The sequence below is a fragment of the Vibrio atypicus genome, assembly GCF_009811315.1.
In the GTDB taxonomy this organism is placed as follows: domain Bacteria; phylum Pseudomonadota; class Gammaproteobacteria; order Enterobacterales; family Vibrionaceae; genus Vibrio; species Vibrio atypicus.
In genome coordinates this window covers 538,926-558,880 of sequence record NZ_BLID01000001.1, presented here as the reverse complement: position 1 = coordinate 558,880, position 19,955 = coordinate 538,926, and the positions used below count along the sequence as shown (strand labels likewise).

General features: G+C 43.8%; 16 protein-coding genes and 1 pseudogene. 14 read left to right on the top strand and 3 right to left on the bottom strand.

Annotation, left to right across the window (positions count from 1 at the left end; genetic code table 11):
• The 7 genes and pseudogenes from GVO60_RS02495 to GVO60_RS02465 all read left to right on the top strand — a co-directional run bounded on the left by GVO60_RS02495 (nucleotide 1) and on the right by GVO60_RS02465 (nucleotide 8,064).
• Nucleotides 1-2,016, top strand: a complete 2,016-nt coding sequence (locus tag GVO60_RS02495; protein ID WP_225874887.1) for an alkyl sulfatase dimerization domain-containing protein — start codon at nucleotides 1-3, stop codon at nucleotides 2,014-2,016.
• A 74-nt stretch (nucleotides 2,017-2,090) separates the two neighbouring features.
• A complete protein-coding gene (locus GVO60_RS02490; protein ID WP_159651016.1) occupies nucleotides 2,091-2,828 on the top strand; it encodes a hypothetical protein in 738 nt (245 codons plus the stop codon).
• Between the two features lie 155 nt (nucleotides 2,829-2,983).
• Nucleotides 2,984-3,273: pseudogene (locus GVO60_RS02485) on the top strand (putative quinol monooxygenase).
• A 35-nt stretch (nucleotides 3,274-3,308) separates the two neighbouring features.
• Nucleotides 3,309-3,968 carry a nitroreductase family protein gene (locus tag GVO60_RS02480; protein ID WP_159651015.1) on the top strand — a complete coding sequence of 220 codons (660 nt, stop codon included), beginning with the start codon at nucleotides 3,309-3,311 and terminating at the stop codon, nucleotides 3,966-3,968.
• Nucleotides 3,969-4,319: 351 nt separating this feature from the next.
• Nucleotides 4,320-4,868 (top strand): carboxymuconolactone decarboxylase family protein, encoded by a 549-nt coding sequence (locus GVO60_RS02475; RefSeq protein WP_159651014.1) that lies wholly within the window; start codon nucleotides 4,320-4,322, stop codon nucleotides 4,866-4,868.
• A gap of 92 nt (nucleotides 4,869-4,960) precedes the next feature.
• Entirely contained in the window at nucleotides 4,961-5,878 is a 918-nt protein-coding gene (locus GVO60_RS02470; RefSeq protein ID WP_159651013.1) for a LysR family transcriptional regulator, read from the top strand.
• A 119-nt stretch (nucleotides 5,879-5,997) separates the two neighbouring features.
• The gene (locus GVO60_RS02465) at nucleotides 5,998-8,064 is read left to right on the top strand and encodes an alkyl sulfatase dimerization domain-containing protein (RefSeq protein ID WP_159651012.1); all 2,067 of its coding nucleotides are present in this window, start codon (nucleotides 5,998-6,000) and stop codon (nucleotides 8,062-8,064) included.
• A gap of 71 nt (nucleotides 8,065-8,135) precedes the next feature.
• Here GVO60_RS02465 and GVO60_RS02460 read toward each other — a convergent pair whose 3' ends face one another.
• A complete protein-coding gene (locus GVO60_RS02460) occupies nucleotides 8,136-8,561 on the bottom strand; it encodes a universal stress protein (protein ID WP_159651011.1) in 426 nt (141 codons plus the stop codon).
• A 182-nt stretch (nucleotides 8,562-8,743) separates the two neighbouring features.
• Here GVO60_RS02460 and GVO60_RS02455 point away from each other — a divergent pair, with 182 nt between their 5' ends.
• The 3 genes from GVO60_RS02455 to GVO60_RS02445 all read left to right on the top strand — a co-directional run bounded on the left by GVO60_RS02455 (nucleotide 8,744) and on the right by GVO60_RS02445 (nucleotide 11,537).
• Nucleotides 8,744-9,667, top strand: a complete 924-nt coding sequence (locus GVO60_RS02455) for a LysR family transcriptional regulator (protein WP_159651010.1) — start codon at nucleotides 8,744-8,746, stop codon at nucleotides 9,665-9,667.
• A gap of 90 nt (nucleotides 9,668-9,757) precedes the next feature.
• The gene (locus GVO60_RS02450) at nucleotides 9,758-10,069 is read left to right on the top strand and encodes a PTS sugar transporter subunit IIB (protein ID WP_159651009.1); all 312 of its coding nucleotides are present in this window, start codon (nucleotides 9,758-9,760) and stop codon (nucleotides 10,067-10,069) included.
• Nucleotides 10,070-10,145: 76 nt separating this feature from the next.
• Entirely contained in the window at nucleotides 10,146-11,537 is a 1,392-nt protein-coding gene (locus GVO60_RS02445; RefSeq protein WP_159651420.1) for a glycoside hydrolase family 1 protein, read from the top strand.
• Nucleotides 11,538-11,559: 22 nt separating this feature from the next.
• Here the strand turns inward: GVO60_RS02445 and GVO60_RS02440 are convergent, their stop codons facing one another.
• Nucleotides 11,560-12,165, bottom strand: coding sequence for a TetR/AcrR family transcriptional regulator (locus GVO60_RS02440; RefSeq protein ID WP_159651008.1), 606 nt, complete (start codon nucleotides 12,163-12,165; stop codon nucleotides 11,560-11,562).
• Nucleotides 12,166-12,253: 88 nt separating this feature from the next.
• A complete protein-coding gene (locus GVO60_RS02435) occupies nucleotides 12,254-13,378 on the bottom strand; it encodes an efflux RND transporter periplasmic adaptor subunit (protein ID WP_159651007.1) in 1,125 nt (374 codons plus the stop codon).
• A gap of 276 nt (nucleotides 13,379-13,654) precedes the next feature.
• On the opposite strand from GVO60_RS02435, the gene GVO60_RS02430 reads away from it, so the two are divergent.
• From GVO60_RS02430 to mrdA, 4 genes are all read left to right on the top strand, one after another.
• Entirely contained in the window at nucleotides 13,655-14,380 is a 726-nt protein-coding gene (locus tag GVO60_RS02430) for an IclR family transcriptional regulator (RefSeq protein ID WP_162596527.1), read from the top strand.
• Between the two features lie 4 nt (nucleotides 14,381-14,384).
• Nucleotides 14,385-15,221, top strand: coding sequence for an arginase family protein (locus tag GVO60_RS02425; RefSeq protein ID WP_159651005.1), 837 nt, complete (start codon nucleotides 14,385-14,387; stop codon nucleotides 15,219-15,221).
• Nucleotides 15,222-15,678: 457 nt separating this feature from the next.
• A complete protein-coding gene (locus tag GVO60_RS02420) occupies nucleotides 15,679-17,556 on the top strand; it encodes a PhoX family protein (protein WP_159651004.1) in 1,878 nt (625 codons plus the stop codon).
• Nucleotides 17,557-17,720: 164 nt separating this feature from the next.
• Nucleotides 17,721-19,622 (top strand): penicillin-binding protein 2, encoded by a 1,902-nt coding sequence (gene mrdA / locus GVO60_RS02415; RefSeq protein WP_159651003.1) that lies wholly within the window; start codon nucleotides 17,721-17,723, stop codon nucleotides 19,620-19,622.
• Nucleotides 19,623-19,955: the final 333 nt, after the last annotated feature.

Below are 19,955 nucleotides of genomic sequence, written 5' to 3'. Positions count from 1 at the left end.
ATGAAAAAGTCTTTCGTTGCTTTATCGGTTTTGGTTGCTTTTGGTGCCTCTGCTCACTCTCATGATGCTTCTGAACGTTTAACACATGGTGACCATAGCCATGCTTTCGATATCAGTGAATACAACATTGTTTTGTCTGAAAACTACGACCCAGTAAAAAATGGCATTAAGTTCTTAGACCCAAATCGCTCTGCTGAACAAGATAGCTATGTACAACTTTCTGGGAAGGATCTCACCGGCCAGTTCCCAGAAATCATTTGGCGTGGCGAACCTCTTTTTACACCAGAGTATTCTGACGAAAACATGGAAGCGGCACTAAAAGAGGGAAAAATCCATCCTGAGTTGGCTGAGATGGAGAGGCACCTTACGCAGCCGGTTATCTTCAAACTTAGCGATCGCATGTACAACGCTTACGGGTTTGAAGGCGCTTCCATTACCTTTATTCAAGGGGACGAAGGGCTGATTATTGCGGACGCAGGTTCTGCGAAAGAGACGGCAGAGGCAATGCTTGCGGCGTACCGTGAGGCAACAGGAGACAAGCGCGAAGTCCACACTATTTTCTACACTCACCATCACCCTGATCAGTGGGCCGGTAGCGAAGGATTAACGACTCGTGAACGATTTGAAGCGGGTGAAGTGAATGTGATTGCCCACGCAGAATTCCAACGCAAAATGAATGAAGAGTCTGGTATTTACCTTAATCAGCAATCAATCCGTACGGGTTATGCGTTCGGTGCCTTTTTAGCTCACGATAATGAATATGATAAAGGTGTTAATCAAGGCGTGGGTTACCCATCGAAGATTGTTATGCAGTCTCAAAATAAGAACTTCTTCGCGCCAAACATTTTAGTCGATGATCTATTGATCCTTGAAGTCGATGGTTTAACGCTCGAGTTCTTCCACACGCCGGGTGAAGCGCCAGATGGCGTTGGCCTGTATATCCATGAAACTGGCGATATGGTGGGTGGCGATACCATTCAGGGCGAAACCTTGCCGAATCTCTACACCATCCGCGGAGCCGAGTATCGTGACGGGTTAGAGTGGGCAGAGTCTATTGATCGCATGCGACGTTATCAACCGAAAGCGATTTCGCTTCATCACGGCCGTTCAGCTGTTGGGGTAGAGCGTGTAGAAGATGTGATGAAGGCGTACGCAGATAGTCTGCGCTACATGCAAGATCAGACGGTTCGTTACATCAACAAAGGCTACACCATGCATGAGCTGTCAGACTCAATCCGTTTGCCAGAAGAACTGAAAGATCACGACTATTTGCGTCCACTTCGTGGCTCAGAATATCAAAATGTTGCCAATATCTATGCCGGTAATGTCGGCTGGTTTAATGGTGATGCGTCAGAGTTTGCAAAACCAGCCCATAAAGATATGGCGCAAATGTATGTCGATATGATGGGCGGTGACGCGAAGATCAAGAAAGCGGCAGAGCAGTTCATCAAAGAGCAAAAGTTTGGTGAAGCAATGCAAGTGCTTACTCACGTTATCCGCGTTGATCACCAAGATATGGATGCGCGTGAACTGAAAGCGCAAGCGATGGAAAGCTGGGCATGGGAACAGTCGGTACCAGGCTGGAGACACTGGGGCCTGACAGGTGCTGCGGAGCTTCGTGGTCAACTCGATGGCGTGTTGGATACCATGAATTTCTTTGGTGACGCGAGTAAGTTTGTCGATGCACCCACCGATGATGTGCTTAGCCTTATGCCGACACGTCTGAAAGCAGAAGAACTTAAGCCAAATGAGACCATCGCGATCAACATCGATATCGAGGGTGAAAACTACTTAATCAACGTTTCAAACCGCACGATGGCGATTGATAAGATGCAGTCAAACGAAGCTGATTTGACGGTAAAAGTATCTAAATCGGACTTTGTTCATCTGTTCTTAGTCAAAGATATGAGTGTAGAAGAGTCATCCGCAAAAGTGGTGCAAGGGGACATCACTAAGCTGCAACGTTTGGCTGATGTGACCGATACATTCTCACCGTTCTACCTACACGTTCGATAACTCAATAATCGAATGACTGATGGGGCAGGGATGTCCCATTGTTCTTTTATCGGGAATTTGGATGAGATAGAACTATGAAATTTGAGAAAAACACATTCATTCCTCGCGCTGCATTTTTGGCTATATTCGCGACTTTAATTATTGCTCCTCAAGTCAACGCTGAGGAAGTTCAAGATATGAGCGACCCACTTGCGGTATACACTCAAGCCGGAGCTGGCTGGACGACGAAGGGCGTCAATATTAAGTTAGGCCAAGCTTATGATACTGGCCATGATGAAACGATGGCTCAGCATGTATTGGAGCTTAAAGGTCTTGGTGGTGATTTACTTGGTACGTCGAATCAGGCGAATGATTCGGTAGACTCTGTCCGCTATCGTCACTTTCACGTTGATACAACCAATGGTCGTGGCAACCAAATTGATTTGAATTGGAATTTTGATGCCGGTGTTGGTAATGCATCTTATAGCTTAATTCAAGCGTTACCTAAGTTAGGAGCGGTACAGCTTTACCCTTTAGCGGGCCTTGGTCTTACTATCGATGAAAATGACAGTGGTTATTCTGTCCCGGCTTCTTTCGGTTTGGTGGGTATGTACGGAAAAGTCGAGATCACCGATTCCGTTTGGCTCAATTACAATCCAATGTACACCACTCAACTTGGTGGCAATGATGCTTATCAAGAGAGCTACGGCTTCGCTCATGAGGCTGCTATCGGGTATCAGATTAATCCGCGACACAATATTCGTGCATTTTGGAATTGGGGTGAAACCTACGATGGAACCGATTTTCGCATAGAGATGAACTATCAGTTCTAGCCTGAGGTAAATAAAACAATTATCAAAAAATAATTGATAATAATTCAAAAACTAAGCGCTTTATCCGATGTTTAAGCTGGCCTAATATCAGCTTCAGACACGGATAACAGCGCTTTTTTTAGTTGCGCAGAATATGGTTAATGAAAGGTAAGTCCATGAGTAATCTAACGATTGTTGCGAACATCATCGCTGAAAATGAGCATGTTGAATTGGTGAGGTTAGAACTGACTAAGCTGATTAAACCTACGCGCAAAGAAGAAGGGTGTATCCAGTACGATTTACATCAAGATAATCAAACCCAGCGCATTTTGTGTTTTTTGAAAAATGGACTTCGAAGCAGCATTTAGAAGCACATTTGAAAAGCAATCATATCGCGCAGTATGCGCAAGCTATTGAAGGTGCGATTGCTCAATTTACCTTAAATGAAATGATGCACATCGCTTAATTCGTATTGATTTCTCATTTATCGAGGCATAAAACATGACACATCCAATTATCAAAGATCTAAATACTCGTTACACAGCAAAAAAATACGATGCAAGCAAACGTATCTCTGCGGAAGATATGCAGGTCATCAAAGAGGCATTGCGTCTTTCTGCATCTTCGATTAACTCCCAACCTTGGAAGTTTGTTGTGTTAGAAAGTGATGATGCGAAGCAGCGTTTCCACGACTCTTTTGCTAACAAGCACCAGTTTAACCAGCCCCATGCAAAAGAAGCGTCTCATACGATTTTATTCTCCTATGACCCTAAATTCACAAAAGAGAAATACGCAAAACGTGTGGATGCAGAAGTGACTTCGGGTCATTTACCTGAGGACCGCTACAACATGATGCTGGATGGTGCGTATGGATTTGCGCAGGCGAATACGGATGAAAATGGTTTTAACGGTCATTGGACGAAAGCACAGGTTTACATCGCGTTAGGTAACTTACTTCACACACTTGCACGATTAGGTATCGACTCAACACCGATGGAAGGTGTGGATTCAGAGTTGATTGGCCAAATCTTTGAAGCGGAGTTAAACGGCAACGTTTGCGAACTGGCGCTGGCGATCGGTTATCATCAAGATATCGAAGATTACAATCATGGTTTACCGAAAGCGCGCCTAAACCTAGATGACGTAGTTGAAGTACTCTAATTTTGTGATTTTCTAGACAACCATGCTTGGCTGAATTGCCGAGCATGGTTGCTTTTCTTTATCGTTTGAGCCAAACAGAAACTCAACACTCTCTGATTGCTACCTATAGTTCAAGATAGCCAGGGTTCTGACCGACACTAACTGTATAAATGTCGGTGAGATACACCGGCCAAAACAAAATTATTATACTCATAGAATCAATGCTTTAGTTTTTACTCGCCATTAAATTGAACAATTGTTCAAATTAATGCTTGAACGATCGTTCAAGTGGATCTATATTATTCACACACTAGCGAAGTCGATGAAGTTTGACTTCGAAATTGAATAGATAAGTCGAGTAAGGAAAAAGAAATGAGTGAATTTAAACGTCATACCATCGAGTCAGCTCCAGAAGAATCACGTGCGATTTTGCAAGGCGCAAAGCAAAGCATGGGCGCGGTACCAAACCTACTTGCGACACTGGCTGAATCGCCACAAACTCTAAAAGCGTACAATCACCTGCATGAGCAATTTGCCAATAGCTCATTCAATGCAGAAGAGCTCACTGTCGTGTGGCAAACAATCAACGTTGAACATGAATGTCGTTACTGTGTACCAGCGCATACGCTGATTGCGAATTCAATGAAGGTTGATGCAAAAGTGACAGATGCACTGCGTACAGGCCAACCACTACCGACCGAAAAACTGCAAGCATTGCATGAATTTACGCTGAGCATGGTACGAGCTCGTGGCAATGTTTCTAACGTGGATCTAGAGGCATTTTATGCAGCGGGTTATGGTCAACAGCAAGTGCTAGAGGTGATTCTAGGTTTATCGCAGAAAGTGATCAGTAACTACGTTAACCACGTAGCGAAAACACCACTCGATGAGATGTTCCAACCGTTTGCTTGGAGCAAGTAAACAGAGTTTTGAATCCGTTGGGATAACACTTGCCAAATCGCACTGTTTTCGCCTTAATAGAATGATTTTAAGAAGAAAACAGTGCGGTAAAAATGGGCAAGCAGATTGGGCAAATGGATTTAAATGCGCTAAGAATATTTTTTGTTCTCTATCAAGAGCGCAATATGAGGCTCGCAGCGGGGCGACTCATCAGTTCTCAGCCTGCGATGAGCCAGCATCTTTCAAAGCTCAGAGCCTATTTTGATGATGAGCTGTTTGTCAAAGTCCCTACTGGTTTAGAACCTACCTCTTTTGCTGATAATCTGTATCAAAGCTCCTATGAACTGTTTACCGAGTTAGAAAACTCGATTGTCGCTAGCCAAGCGTTTGACCCTTCGAATATTGACCGTAAAGTTGTCTTGGCAGTTTCTCCGTTATTAGCGCCGATTATCGGTCATCAGTTTTTTAAGCGTGTTCATGAATTGGCGCCAAAGCTGAAGATTTTAATCCACCAATGGTCAAAGCAAACGCTAGAACAGCTTAAATCTGATCAGGTTTTACTTGGTGTGCACTACCAAATTATCAGTGAAGATAAACAGATCCGTGAAAAACGAATCCTCCAAGATAGTTTTCACTGTTTAGTTCGAAAAGATCACCCCCATACAGCATCAATAATCACTATGGAGCAAGCCGCTCAATATCCATTTACGACCATCATTGCCAATGATTGGAACTCCCAAGAGTCATACGCTGAACAGGCATTTGCCGCGAAAGGTTTGGATGTTGATGTCCTTTATCGCTCAGAGTTTCCTGCCAGTATCCTAGATGTTGTGCAGAACACTGATACTATTTTTCCTTGTTCTCAACTTTTTCGATTCACCAATCCAGAAGTCTTTCGAACCATTGAGTTTGAGGGCAACCCTGAGGTGCTGAATCCGAGTATTTGCTTCTATCATCACTATAAAAATGACAAAGATCCGTTAACTCAGTGGTTGATGGATATTTTGAGGGAAGTACTCATATCACCATAAGGTCATAATGAATTTGCATGATCGAGATAATATATAATTAATATATTTTATCACTCTCAAACCATAAGATTTACCCATCAGTTAGCACAGCAGTGCCTAAAACCGAAAAGGTAAATATTATGAAAAAGAGATTTTTAGCAGTAGCAATCAGTGTCGCGGCATTTGGTGTAAATGCTCATGAGCATAATCATTTTACGGTTGGTGACACCGTTGATTTAAATGGCACTGCACACATTGAACTGAAAGACAGCGAAGATAGTATCGCTGGTTATGTGGCTGCTGCCCAAGTTCATACCCACGATACTCGTCCTTATCCTCAAGATTTAGAAGTCTTCAAAGCGGGTTCTCCAGAGAATGCTTTAGTGAAGGTGAAGTACAAATCAGGCACACATGCACAAGAAAACTTCCGTGCGTTAGAGGAGCTAAAAAGCAATATCAACCTCCCTGAAGTGATTTGGAGTGCTGACTACAACATTTTCGAATCTAAGCAAGAAGCGCAGCCACGCAACCAAGCGATTCAAGACAGCGAGCATGTTCATCCTGAGCTAAAACGCATGCATGACATCATGAAGCCGACCATCTACAAGCTGTCTGACCGCGTTTATCAAATCTATGGTTTCGAGATGACCAACTCGACTATTGTTGTGGGCGATACCGGCTTGATTGCGTTTGATACTCACTACTCGAACGAGATTGCAGAAGTGGCGATTGCGAAGTTCCGTGAAGCAACGGGAATCGACTTACCTTTCCACACCGTTATCTACTCTCACCACCACCCAGATCAGCTTTCAGGCACCGGTGCTTATGTGACGCCTGAACAAGTAACAAAGGGTGAAATTAATGTCATTGCTCACGACAAGCTGTTTGAAATGTTTGCGTTGGAATCTGGTTTCTTGTCGCCATTAATGGCACACCGAGGTGTGTACGCGTTTGGTGCAGCTCTTGATGTTGGCCCAGAAGGTTACGTAGGACAGGGTATTGGCTATGTGCCAAAAGAAGTCTACAACCCAAGAACAACATTCACAGCCAAGCCGAATATTACCATTGATGATCAACAAATTATGGTCATTGATGGGGTCGAAATGGAGTTCTTCCACGTACCAGGTGAATCTTCTGACCATATTGCTATCTACATGCCTGAAAATGGCGAAATGCTGTTAGGTGATTCTATCCAAGGCGAGACGATTCCAAATGTGTACACCATTCGCGGTGCAAAATACCGTGACATGGAAGAGTGGAAAGACAGTGTTGATCGCATGCGTTCGTACCATGCGAAAGGCTTTACGAACCACCACGGCCGCCCTGTTATTGGTGAGGATTACGTTGAGTCAGTATTCAGCGTTTGGCGTGACTCACTACAATACCAATACGATGAAACGATTCGTTTGATGAACAAAGGGCTAACCCGTGATGAGTTAGAAGAGCATATTACTTTGCCAGCACATATCAGTAACCATGAATATCATCGCCCTCTACGAGGTTCGGTTGAGCAGAACGTGCGAAATATCTATAACGGCTATATGGGCTGGTTTGAAGGTGACCCTACAGAATTTGCTCGTCCTGATCATATTGAGCGCGCTGAGTTGTACGTTGATGCGCTTGGTGGCCGAGATAATATCTACAAAATCGCCGAAAAAGCAGTAAAAGAGGGCAATTTTGGTTGGGCAATGGATATTACCACTTGGGCGGTTCGGGCCGATTCTGATGACCAAGAGATGCGTAACCTAAAAGCCGAAGCAATGCGCGAGTGGGGGTACACTCAGTCAACACCAGGGTGGCGTAACTGGGCATTGACGGGAGCGGTTGAACTTGAAAACGGTGCTTTCACGATGTCGGATATGATGATCAATCTGTCTGAGAATACGATGAATGAAATGGAGATGGATGATCTGTTCAAAATCTTAAGAACACGTTTGAACTCTGAGAAAGTAGGCACATCGCCAGCGGATACTAAGCTAACCAATGTGGTGATTGATGGTGTGGATTATACTTTTGGTATCCGCTCAGGTGTGATGGTTCATGAGCTCGGTCACAGCGCAAACAATAAGCCAGTGAACATGAGCCGAGATGAGTTTTACGACCTGTTCTTCTTCAATCAGAGTAAGACGAAAGACCCTGTTCTTAAGCTACTTATCGAAAATATTGAATCACCATACGGTCACAAAGTACCGGTTGTTTCTCGCTAAATAGATTGGAGCATGAAAACAGAGCCCACTAGATAAAGTGGGCTTTTTTCGTTGGATTAAATGCGTTTTAGTTACGACTCAATTGGCACTACCAAAATATCTACAGGTGACTTATTGATGAGATGCTGTGAATAGGAAATGATGCGGCTCCAGAAGTCTTGATGATGTCCGCAGATCAGCAAATCAATACTGCTTTCATTGATGACTTCGTGAAGTTTTTCACTGAGATCCCCAGTACCGACAATGAAGCGAGAAATTGGGAAGTCAGTATTGGTATCAAAGGCGCGAAGCTGCTCCATAATATGTTCGTTCAATGGCCTGAAGTCTGGGTTTTCCTTGATGTCGACTAAATCAGGGTAGATCTCACCGTGAGTACCATCAATATGGATAAAGGATATTCGTGAATTGAGTTGATTCGCGAGAAAAACGGCGCGCTCGATAAGAACGTTACTTTCTTCCGAGAGCTCTAGTGCGACAAGGATATGTTTGTATTGCATAACCAGCCTCCTACTGAAAACACTAAAATAAGCATAGTCTTTGTGTTGAGAAAAGGATGCTTATTCGATCGCGTATTCTCAACATACTCAATCTATTTCACTACTTGTTGATCCTAGTCAGCTTGAGAAGTGACGTTAGAACAGTGTAATCTTGCCAAGATTAACAAAAAGGTATTGATAATATGATGCTCGAAGACCTCCAAGTTGTACTTAAAGTGGCGGAAGTAAAAAGTATTACTGGCGCAGCAACTGCATTAGATATGCGTACCGCGACGGCGAGTGCTGCGGTTAAAAGAGTGGAGGCTTCATTAGGAGCAGAATTGTTTGTGCGAACCACTCGTCAGCTGAGGCTTTCGAGTGCTGGTGAACGTTATCTACCTGAATGCGAAAAAGCACTCGAACTGCTTGCGCAGGCAAAACAAAGTATGCGCGAAGAGTTGGGAGAGATTGATGGCGAAGTTCGAATTTCACTCTCCTCTGATTTAGGTCGAAACGTGGTAATGCCTTGGCTTGATGAGTTTTTAGATACGCACCCTAAGCTAACGTTACGTACTCATTTGAGTGACAGCAATGTCGACTTTTATCGGGACAGTGTGGATATGGCTTTGCGCTATGGTTCTCCAACAGATTCAAATCTTTATGGGTTTAAAATCTGCGATATCAAAAAAATCTTATGTGCTAGTCCTGAGTATTTGGCAACATATGGTGAGCCAAAGAATCCAGAAGAATTGAAGCAGCACAACGGGCTTTTCTACCAACTTCGTGATGTTCTCAAAGATGAATGGGAGTTGGTGAAGGATGGACAAGAGTTCAAGGTGAAGATGTCGGGCAACCGAGCCTCCAATGATGCGGACCTGGTTCGCCGTTGGTGTGTCTCTGGAAAAGGAATCGCCATCAAATCTTACTTAGATATGTCGAACGACTTACTCGCGGGGAATGTCGTTGAAATTATGCCAGATTACCAGCCCACGATAAGTGAGCTTTGGTTGGTCTGCCCTAGTCGCCGTTCAATCACACCCACAGTACGTTTGTTGAGGGATATGTTTCGCGAGAAGACTGCCGAGGTATGCCAAGAGCTAAACCAGCGAGGCATTCTACGCCTCTAGTTGAGCAAATTGTCATAGTTTGCTTTAGGTCAGAAAACGAATAAACAAAATCTGCTAAATAGGTGGTTTGTTTCCTTATAAGACTTGCTTATGAATACCTTCAGTAAGTTGCTCCAGTTCTGTAAGAGTTTACTTTCTACTTCCAATAATTATGAACAAGAAATCGATGTGATTATTGAGGCGATAGGAGGCCTTGATAATATTTTGGAACCAGGTGCATGTGCTACCCGCTTAAGATTAACGCTTCGCAAGACTTCGTTAGTGGATAAAAAACGTCTGACGGATAGCGGCGCGTTTGGTGTTGTTATTCTTGATGAGCAACATATCCAGATAATTTATGGAGTGAAGGCAAACAGCTATTCACAAATCATCGAAGAAAGAATGAAAAATAGGGAAGGTTAACCCAAAAATCTGGACCTATTTTACAGACTGCTAATCAGAGTAGACTCATAACAAATCATCCAAAGAGCGTACATTCATTATGTCATTTCCAAATCATTTTTTGTGGGGTGGAGCCATTGCTGCCAACCAAGTCGAAGGTGCATTCAATCAAGACGGTAAAGGTCTTTCCACTTCAGACATGTTGCCAAGTGGTATTCTTAGCCCTCATCAGACGAGGGAAGATCGCACCGATGGCATCAAAGACCTCGCTATCGATTTTTACAATCGTTACCCAGAAGATATCCAGCTTTTCAACGAGATGGGATTCAATTGTTTACGTCTATCTATTGCATGGACGCGCATCTTCCCCAATGGCGATGAGTTAGAGCCGAATGAGGCGGGTCTTGCTTACTACGACAAGATTTTCGATGAGCTTGCAAAGCACAACATGCAGCCATTTGTGACGCTTTCTCACTATGAAATGCCTTATGCCTTGGTTGAAAACTATGGCGGTTGGGGCAGCCGAAAACTGATCACATTTTTCGAGCGTTATGCTCGTACTGTGTTTGAACGTTACCAGCATAAAGTGAAGCTTTGGCTGACATTTAATGAGATTAACATGTCGTTGCATGCGCCTTTTACTGGTGTTGGATTACCAGAAGAGGCTAGTGAGCAGGCCATTTACCAAGCAATTCACCATCAATTACTAGCCAATGCAAAGGCCGTGAATCTGTGTCATGAAATTATACCAGACGCAAAAATTGGCAATATGTTATTGGGTGCGCTTTATTACCCTCATACCTGTAATCCTGATGACGTCATCACAGCGATGCATGAGAACAATCAATGGCTGTTTTTTGGTGATGTTCAAACTCGTGGTAAGTATCCTGGCTATATGCTGCGTTATTTCCGTGAGCAAGGGATCGACATCGCGATGGAACCTGGAGATATTGAGTTACTGGCTAGCGCGAGCGTTGATTTTATTTCTTTCAGCTACTACGCAAGTGGGTGTGCAAGTGCTGATCCCAAAGAGAAAGAGGTCGGTAATATTGTTTCTGGTGTTCCAAACCCCTATTTAAAGAAAAGTCAGTGGGGTTGGTTGATTGATCCTAAAGGTCTACGAATCTTGCTGAATTTCTTGCACGATCGTTACCAAAAGCCACTCTTTATTGTTGAGAACGGCTTAGGTGCTCGAGATGAAGTGACACCAGAAGGTGAGATTGTGGATGACTATCGTATTGCCTACCTTAACGATCACCTAGTACAAGCTAGAGAAGCGATCTTAGATGGTGTTGAATTGATGGGGTTCACTAGCTGGGGACCAATAGATCTTGTCGCAAATTCGACGGCAGAAATGAGCAAGCGTTACGGTTATATTTATGTTGACCGCCACAATGATGGTAGCGGTACACTTGAGCGTAAACGCAAAAAGAGCTTTTATTGGTATCAGGGTGTCATTCGTAGCAATGGTGGAACGTTGCAAGCATGAAAATAGGAGCCTTTGGGCTCCTTTATTTTTTCCCTTGGCAATCAAGGAAGAAGTCGATGGCGGATTCTAAGCTCTTTCGTCGCTCGACAGGGTCGTTGGGAGCCATACCTAAGAAGACAGGAAAGAAAGTGCGCCCTTTTACTAGTGCCCATAAATTCACAGCGAGTTCAGCCGTTTGCTGCTTTGGTAGCGCGCCATGACTGATCGCTGAATCAAGCCAAGCTTCCATAGGACAAGCCTTGATACTTTCAACCTGATCAAGATGGCATTTTCCGTGACACATAGCTTCAATCGTTATCGCCACTAATAAGCGGCGTTTTTCACACTGCATTACTTGATCAAGCTGCTGGGTAAATATTGCTATCAGCTGTTGTCGAACACTGACTTCAGGATCGAAAGGAGGCAAAGCATGGCTTAGCTTCTCTTCTTCCATGATGTATTCGACAACCGCTTGATATAGCTTCTCTTTCGAACCGAAATGAGAATAGACCGTTGGTTTCGTCGTGCTGGCTTTTTTAGCAATGAGATCTAATGATGCTCCTTGCACGCCCATTTCCTTATAGCACTCTATTGTCGCCAATATGATGTTGAGCTTTGTTCTTTCGCTACGTTGGCTTCGTTTGTCCATACCGTTATCCGTACAGGATGGGGAAAAGTGCAAAGCTACCATATTTCATGACCTCTTTTATAACTTCCATGTCTTTTTGAGAGTTTTTTCATCTTTTCTCAGCTTGTTTGCTGCTTTTGCCATCAAAGTTACGTCCTAAGATTTCATTGAGTTGATGAACCAAATTCACCATAGGGTCGATTTTTTTACCCACTAATTTAGGCGCATCAGGTGTAGATAATACAAAATCATTCGATGCCAACCCAGATTCAATAGGTACGTAACCAGTGTAAGTCTCTTTGATGGTTGCTAACGTCACTTGCTTCGGGCGCACAATGCGTTTCTCATCAAGAACGAATAAAGTGGGGGTTCCGTCTTGAGTATGAATTGCTGAAGCTAACACAAATAGCTGTGGTTCTTTTTTCGGGCTATTTAAGTAGAAAGTGGTTTTAGAGCCGATCAGGTGTTCGCCATTCTTATTTTCGAATACGGCGTAAGCACTCAGGTTTTCTTCATTATTAGAGAGCTTTGAATCAACATAGCTCAATTTGCCATCAATATAATTACCATCGCTATTGATGATCGAAGCTTGAAGACTATCAGGGTACTGATTTAGCACTTGGCGAAAAACATCTAGCACCTTTGGTGAAGCGGTAAAGTGCAACTCAATTGAATCTGTCGCCACGAGATCAGTGATCAATGCATCTTTATTAATGTAGTTCCCAACATCAAAGCGGATTTGCCCTAACTTGCCTGAAAAAGGCGCGTACATAGTGGTCGAACTATACTCTTTCTGAGCTTGAACTAGATTCTCTCTTGTTTTTTCAACTGCTAAGGCTGCTGCTTTTAGTCTCGGGTTGTTTTCCTGAGTCGTACGTGTGAGTTCAATGACATTTCTTGTTGCTTGTCGATATTCACTTTCTGCCGCTTTGACCGTAAGCGCCGCTAAAGTCGAATCAAAGGCGAATAGAGGCTCCCCTTTTTCTACATTACTGCCGTCTTCGACATAAATATCAGCGATTTTGCCACTGTGTTCTGACAAGATTTTTGTGTACTTTGATGGTTTGAATTCACCTTCTAATGCGATGAGTTTGGTTACGTTACGTTCTATAGGAAACTGAACCACGTAGGTTGATGAGTTTTCAGCTGTTTTCGCTTGTGAAAGTGGGCAACTGAAAAATAGAGTCGGAGCAAGGGCTAAAGTAAGGCCAATAGAGAGGGCGAGTTTTTTCATTGCAGTCCCTAGTTTGTTGTTTTATTTGCTTGGCTTATTGAATCTTTATGAATCTTCTTGTTTTTGTATGGGTGTGAAGAATATTTTAACTTTACCGTTAAGTAAAGTTATGTCTAGGTTCATGATTGAGACTTAGCGTAATTAGTGAAAATGTCAAAAGACTTAAATTCTCTTCTGATGAGAAAGTGACAAGAATTATGCTTACTAATTCCTATCTAATAAGAATAGAATTTGATCATCAACTAGATATAGCGATACAACAAGAGCGTGAACTCTATGAAACAGAGCAGTGGACAAGTCAACGAAAAGGTCTTGCAGTTGTTAATGCAAGTTGCAGTTAACGATGAACCCGTAACAGCAAAGCAGCTAAGTGAGCAAGTCGGTACACCAATCAGTAGTTTATATCGTCACCTTAAATTACTAAAAGAGTGGAACCTTATTGAAGAAAGTCCATCTGACAAAACCTTGATCATAGGTCCGGCAGCATTGATGCTTATGCGCAGTTACCAAACCAGTCAACATGATTTAGATGCGGTGGATATCGTGTTGAATCGTTTGCAGAAACAGACAGGTGAGATGGCCGCGTACATGGTGCCTGTAGGGTACCGCGCACTATGTGTAAGCAGAAAAGAGAGCATGCAGGCGCTTCGTTGCAGCTACGTCCAGGGTCAAAGTCAACCCCTGCTGCGAGGCGCCTCATCTAAAGTGATGTTGGCTTATATGCCGACTCAGCGTTGTGAAAAGATTCTGCGTTATTTCGGTGAGTACAACCAGATAACTCAGTGGCAACAAGAGTTAGAGCAGATTCGCAATCAAGGTTACGCCATTAGTACATCAGAAATTGATCCGGGCGTATCGGGGATCAGTGCCCCAGTGATGAAAGGCACGAAACTCGTGGGTGCGATTTCAGTGATGGCTCCAGCTCATAGAGTGGAACAGAATCAGCAAAAAATTATTTTGCATGTTCTTCAGGCAGCGAGGGCATTGCCCCCAGAAAGGTAACACTATGTTTGGGCTATTTCGACGCAATATAAAAACGCAAAGTATCACAGGAATCTCATCGCAAAAATTAGCACTGCTTACGGTAAGTGAGCATCTAAAACCGATGACGCAAGTGGACTTCGAAATAGCCGACCAAAGCCTAGAAGAGTTTTTTGATTGGCTTTCAACACTAGACAAATCAAGCTGGTTGAATGGCGGTCATTTCTCATTCAATGAGAATGTCTCGGGCAAATTTCAACTTCACCTTAGCCAGTTTCTTGGCTCTGACGTGTTACCTGTTGTAATGAGCAATAACTGTGAGAGCATTCTCTATAGTTTGCCGCTACTTCATTCTCCTCGTAAAGATCTTGGTATTGTTCACATTGGCCGTCAGTTTGAATTGAAAGCGTCGTTGGAGCCAGACAAAGGTTCAGCATTTCACTTCGCACTTTCTCGATATAATGAGTGCCGTTTGTTCTGCTTAGGTATCGATAGTGCATCGGTTGAAGATAGAGCCGTTGAATACGCCGAAGATATGGGTTGCGATTGGATGACACTGGAAGAGTGTGGGTTTAGTCATCGCTTTCAAGTGAAGCAGCAATTAGCTTCTTACTTAGCCCATTGTGAAGACGTAATTGTGAATATTGACCTAGCGTGTCTATACCCAGTCTCTCGATTAGAACAGGGAAGCGCACTTGATGTTCAAATGGTGAGCCGGATGCTAAGGCAGATGCTAGTGTCAGGAAAGGTTCGTCAGATTCAATTGGTGGGTTATAAGGATAAGCATCTTTACTCTAAACAGACGCAAACCATTTTGCATGAATTAGCGCAAATGTTTCCGTCTTCCACGCGAGCTGCGTAATTTTACTTATCCCTAAAAACACAAAAGCTGGCATTCTAGCCAGCTTAGTTTTTTGGGTTTGCACTTTATGATTCTTTGCTCGCGCTTTTGTTCGACTCTTTCCAGTACTGAATGCGAACGCGATGCAATTGTGCTTTTCTCATTTTTTTCATGATATTCCCTCACGTAATATAGAAATGCTCTTCTCTGAGCTTATGTGAATCAAGTTCCTCATGAACAAGAGTTAATTTAGCCACCATTTGAGAAAAAGGCTAGGGTTTTGATCACATTTTTTTGTATGTACGGCATACCTTGTTTACTAAAATTGAACTGTAGCTCACTTTCATGAGCCCGTCATGTAAGTGAAGTGAAAATGCCATCTGGCCTTAACTCAATAGAAATAATAAGTTAATTCATCTGTCATTTTCACTTTCTATCATCTGCCCGCTACTAACAAAAAACCAAATAGGAGTTAGCAATGTGGAAGCGTGATGAGCAAGATTCACAGTTTAGTCAAATGATTGAAGCGCGACTGTCTCGTCGTCGTTTCTTGGTTGGAACCGCAGCAATCAGCGCGAGTTCTTTTTTATCGCTTAACCCTATCGCAAAAGCGTTCGCTGCAGATAACAGCAGTTCGCTACTTAATTTTGAAGCGGTGCCAATATCAACCGAAGACGCGTTTATCGTACCAAAAGGATATAAAGCTTCACCTCTGCTTTCTTGGGGTGATCCAATCTTTAATGATGCGCCAGAATTTGACCAAAGTGGCAAGCAAGGCTCAGCCGCGCAACTCCGCCAATTTGGTGACAATACCGATGGCATGAGTTTGTTTGAGATTAGCCAAGATCGCGCTGTGATTGCGGTGAATAATGAGTACACCAATTACGAATACCTGTTCGATCACGGCGGAAAATCGATGACCGCTGATGATGTTCTGAAAGCTCAAGCTGCGCACGGTGTAACAGTGTTTGAAGTCGTTAAGAAAAATGGCGAGTGGACATTAGATAAAAGTGGCCAACGCAATCGTCGTATAACAGCAAATACGCCAATGCAAATGACTGGCCCAGCGGCTGGCCACGAACTACTGAAAACCAAACTTGATCCATCTGGTATGAAGCCACTGGGTACATTTAATAACTGTGCAAATGGTCAAACACCATGGGGCACTTATCTAACTTGTGAAGAGAACTTCAACGGTTACTTTGGCACAAGTGGTAGCGCAGATTTAAGTGACGACCATGCTCGCTACGGCGTGAAGGCGAAAACGAGTAAGTATCAATGGCATGATACTGACGAACGTTTTGATGTGGCGAAACATCCTAATGAGCCACACCGTTTTGGTTGGGTGGTCGAAATTGACCCGAATGATCCGACTTCGACACCTCTTAAACGCACTGCTTTGGGAAGGTTCAAGCATGAGAATGCTGCATTGCTGATTAATGATGACGGCCACGTTGTTGTTTACCTCGGCGATGATGAACGCGGTGAGCATCTATATAAATTTGTGTCTAAGAATAAGTACCAGCCAAATAACGACGCTGCAAACCGCAACCTATTGGCAGAGGGCACACTTTATGTCGCCAAATTCAACATGGATGACAAAGAGCTCAAAGGCAGCGGTGAGTGGCTAGAACTCACGTATGGTAAAAATGGATTAACGAAGGAAAATGGCTTTAAAGATCAGGCTGAGGTGATGATCTTTGCTCGCCGCGCTGCGACTCAAGTGGGCGCGACAACGATGGATCGCCCTGAGTGGGTTGCTGTACATCCAGACAATCAACATGTCTTCTGTACACTAACGAATAATAAAAATCGCGGCGTCAAAGAAGGCCAGCCTGTAGGCGGACCAAATCCAAGAGCGAAGAACAACTATGGTCAGATTGTTCGTTGGTTACCGAAGGCAGGTGATCATACTAAAGCTGAGTTCGAGTGGGATCTTTACCTAATCGCAGGCAACCCAGTGGTACATAAAGGCACACCGTACGCGGGAAGCGATAACATCACGCCAGACAACATGTTCAATAGCCCAGATGGCATTGGCTTTGATAAAGCAGGGCGTCTATGGATTCAAACCGATGGCAAGTACTCAAACAGTGGTGACTTCGCTGGCCAAGGTAACAACCAGATGTTGTGTGGTGACCCAATGACGGGCGAAGTTCGTCGCTTCTTAACGGGGCCTATCGCGTGTGAGATCACTGGCCTAACGTTCTCACCTGACTACAAGACTATGTTTGTTGGTGTTCAGCACCCAGGAGAAAGAGGTGCCCCTTCACACTTCCCGGCAGGAGGGAGCAGCAAACCTCGTTCAACCATCATGGCGATTACTCGTGAAGATGGCGGAGTGATTGGCGCTTAGCAAGACGTTGCTATTTAGCCTCAAGGAGTATTTCTTGGGGCTTTTTTTCGTTGTTAACATTGCTCGCACATAAAACCAAAGCGATATTGTTACTGTGACGGTAATTGTAACCAAATGTAACTATCGTCAAAGGTTGCCTATCCTATCGGCGATACCTTTGTCCCATGAAACTAAGTCAACAAACCAAAGAATTTAGAAATCACCAACACGAAAGCAAACTGTTCCGCAATCGAGCGATTGCCGCCTTTATCGGTATGATCATTTTGTTTGGTGCACTCATTGCAAACCTCTATAAGCTTGAAGTTCAAGAGTTCGATTACTATAAAACTCGTGCGAATGGCAATCGGATTCAAGTCCTTCCTATCGCCCCTACACGTGGCTTAATTTACGATCGCAACGGCGTACTCTTGGCGAATAATATTCCAGTTTATGTTTTGCAGATGATCCCGGAGAAGGTGACAGATCTTTCCGGTGCAATAGAAAAGCTAGAGCATGCTTTTCCATTGTCTGACGCTGATAAGAAAAAGATATTAGCTCACCAGGCTAAGCGCTTTAAGCCAGTGGTGGTCAAGAGCGGACTCACAGAGCGACAAGTCGCGCGATTCTCTGTTCATCAATACGAGCTTCCTGGCTTCTCAATTGATGTGGAATTAAAGCGGGATTATCCATTTGGTGAAGTGTTAACTCACGTTTTAGGCTACGTTTCTCATATTAACGATAGAGATGTTCGACAGTTAAAGGAGAGCGGAGAGCTGGCTAACTATCGCGCTACTCGCAATATCGGCAAGTTGGGTATTGAGCGATACTACGAGAAAACGCTCCACGGTACTCAAGGCTATGAAGAAGTTGAAGTTAATAGTCGTGGACGCGTAATTCGTACCTTGGAATATGTTCCCCCAGTTGCGGGCAAAGATTTGATATTAAATATTGATATTAAGTTGCAGCAATTTGTCTACCAACAACTCAATCAACGAGAGGGCAGTGCGGTCGTTCTCGATCCAAAAGACAACAGTATACTTGCCATTGCATCGAGCCCTAGCTACGACCCGAACCCGTTTGTCGAGGGGATTTCGAGTAAGGCGTACAAGAAGTTATTAAATGATCCGTCTCATCCGTTGGTCAATCGAGCGACTTTAGGCGTTTATCCTCCCGCCTCTACGGTGAAGCCTTTTGTTGCCGTCGCTGGGTTAAGTGAAGGGGTTATTTCAAAGAACACTGTTCGAGACGATCATGGTCGATGGCAGATCCCTGGTTCCGCAGCGAATTCTAAAGCGTGGCGAGATTGGAAGCGCTGGGGACATGGGCCTGTTGATGTATCAATTGCGATTGAAGAGTCTGTCGATTCGTTCTTCTATCAAATTGCCTATGACTTAGGCATTGATCGCTTATCTAGTTGGATGCGAATGTTTGGATTTGGTCACTTAACCGGTATCGATATTCCCGAAGAGACCAGTGCGAATATGCCGACTCGTGAGTGGAAAGAATCTCGCTATCGACAACCTTGGTACAAAGGTGACACAGTGCCAATCGGTATAGGCCAAGGCTACTGGACGGCAACTCCCTTGCAAATCGCTAAAGCGACTTCGGTTCTGGTGAATCACGGTCATGTTATTGCACCACATTTACTTAAAGCGACACTGCCTCATGGACAAGCATTTGAGAGCGCAACGTCAGTCGCTCCTGAGGTCGAGCAAGAGATTGAAGGGGTTTCAAAAGCAAACTGGGATATCGCTAACAATGCAATGCAATTAGTCAATACTGGACGTCGAGGTTCAGGACGCCGTGCATTTCGCGGTGCTGATTATTGCAGTGGTGGTAAATCAGGTACAGCTCAAGTTTTTGGTTTGAAAAAAGACCAAGTCTACAATTCGAAAGAGCTTAGCCGACATTTGTTGGATCACGGGCTTTTTACAGCGTTTGCGCCTTGTAAAGACCCAAAATATGTTGCGACGGTTGTGATTGAGCATGGTAATGGCGGCTCAAAAGTTGGTGCGCCGTTTATACGCAAGGTGTTTGATTATTTAGAGATTGGTAAGGAAAACAATTTGAAACCGCAGCATAGCTAGACAGGGAAAAGTCAGCATGGAAAGAATGGGGCGTTGTGCCCCATTTTTTTAGTTCTACAGATTGTTTGAGGATAATTATGCGCTCAAAGGCATAAAATTTGTGATCTTTAGACAATTAAGCACTAAATATAGTTGCTTCATATGTACGGTATAACTATATTAAAAGGGTATCCCACATAACTTGAAGGTGTAGAGACTGAGTAAACTCCCAGAGTGAATACGAACAAACTGAACGCAGAGAGACACAGGGCTTAGCGTCCAAACCGCTAAGAGTGCCATCAAAAACGTATAAGAATTAAGTATTTTCAAAGGCCTTTTGCTTTTCCCCTCTTT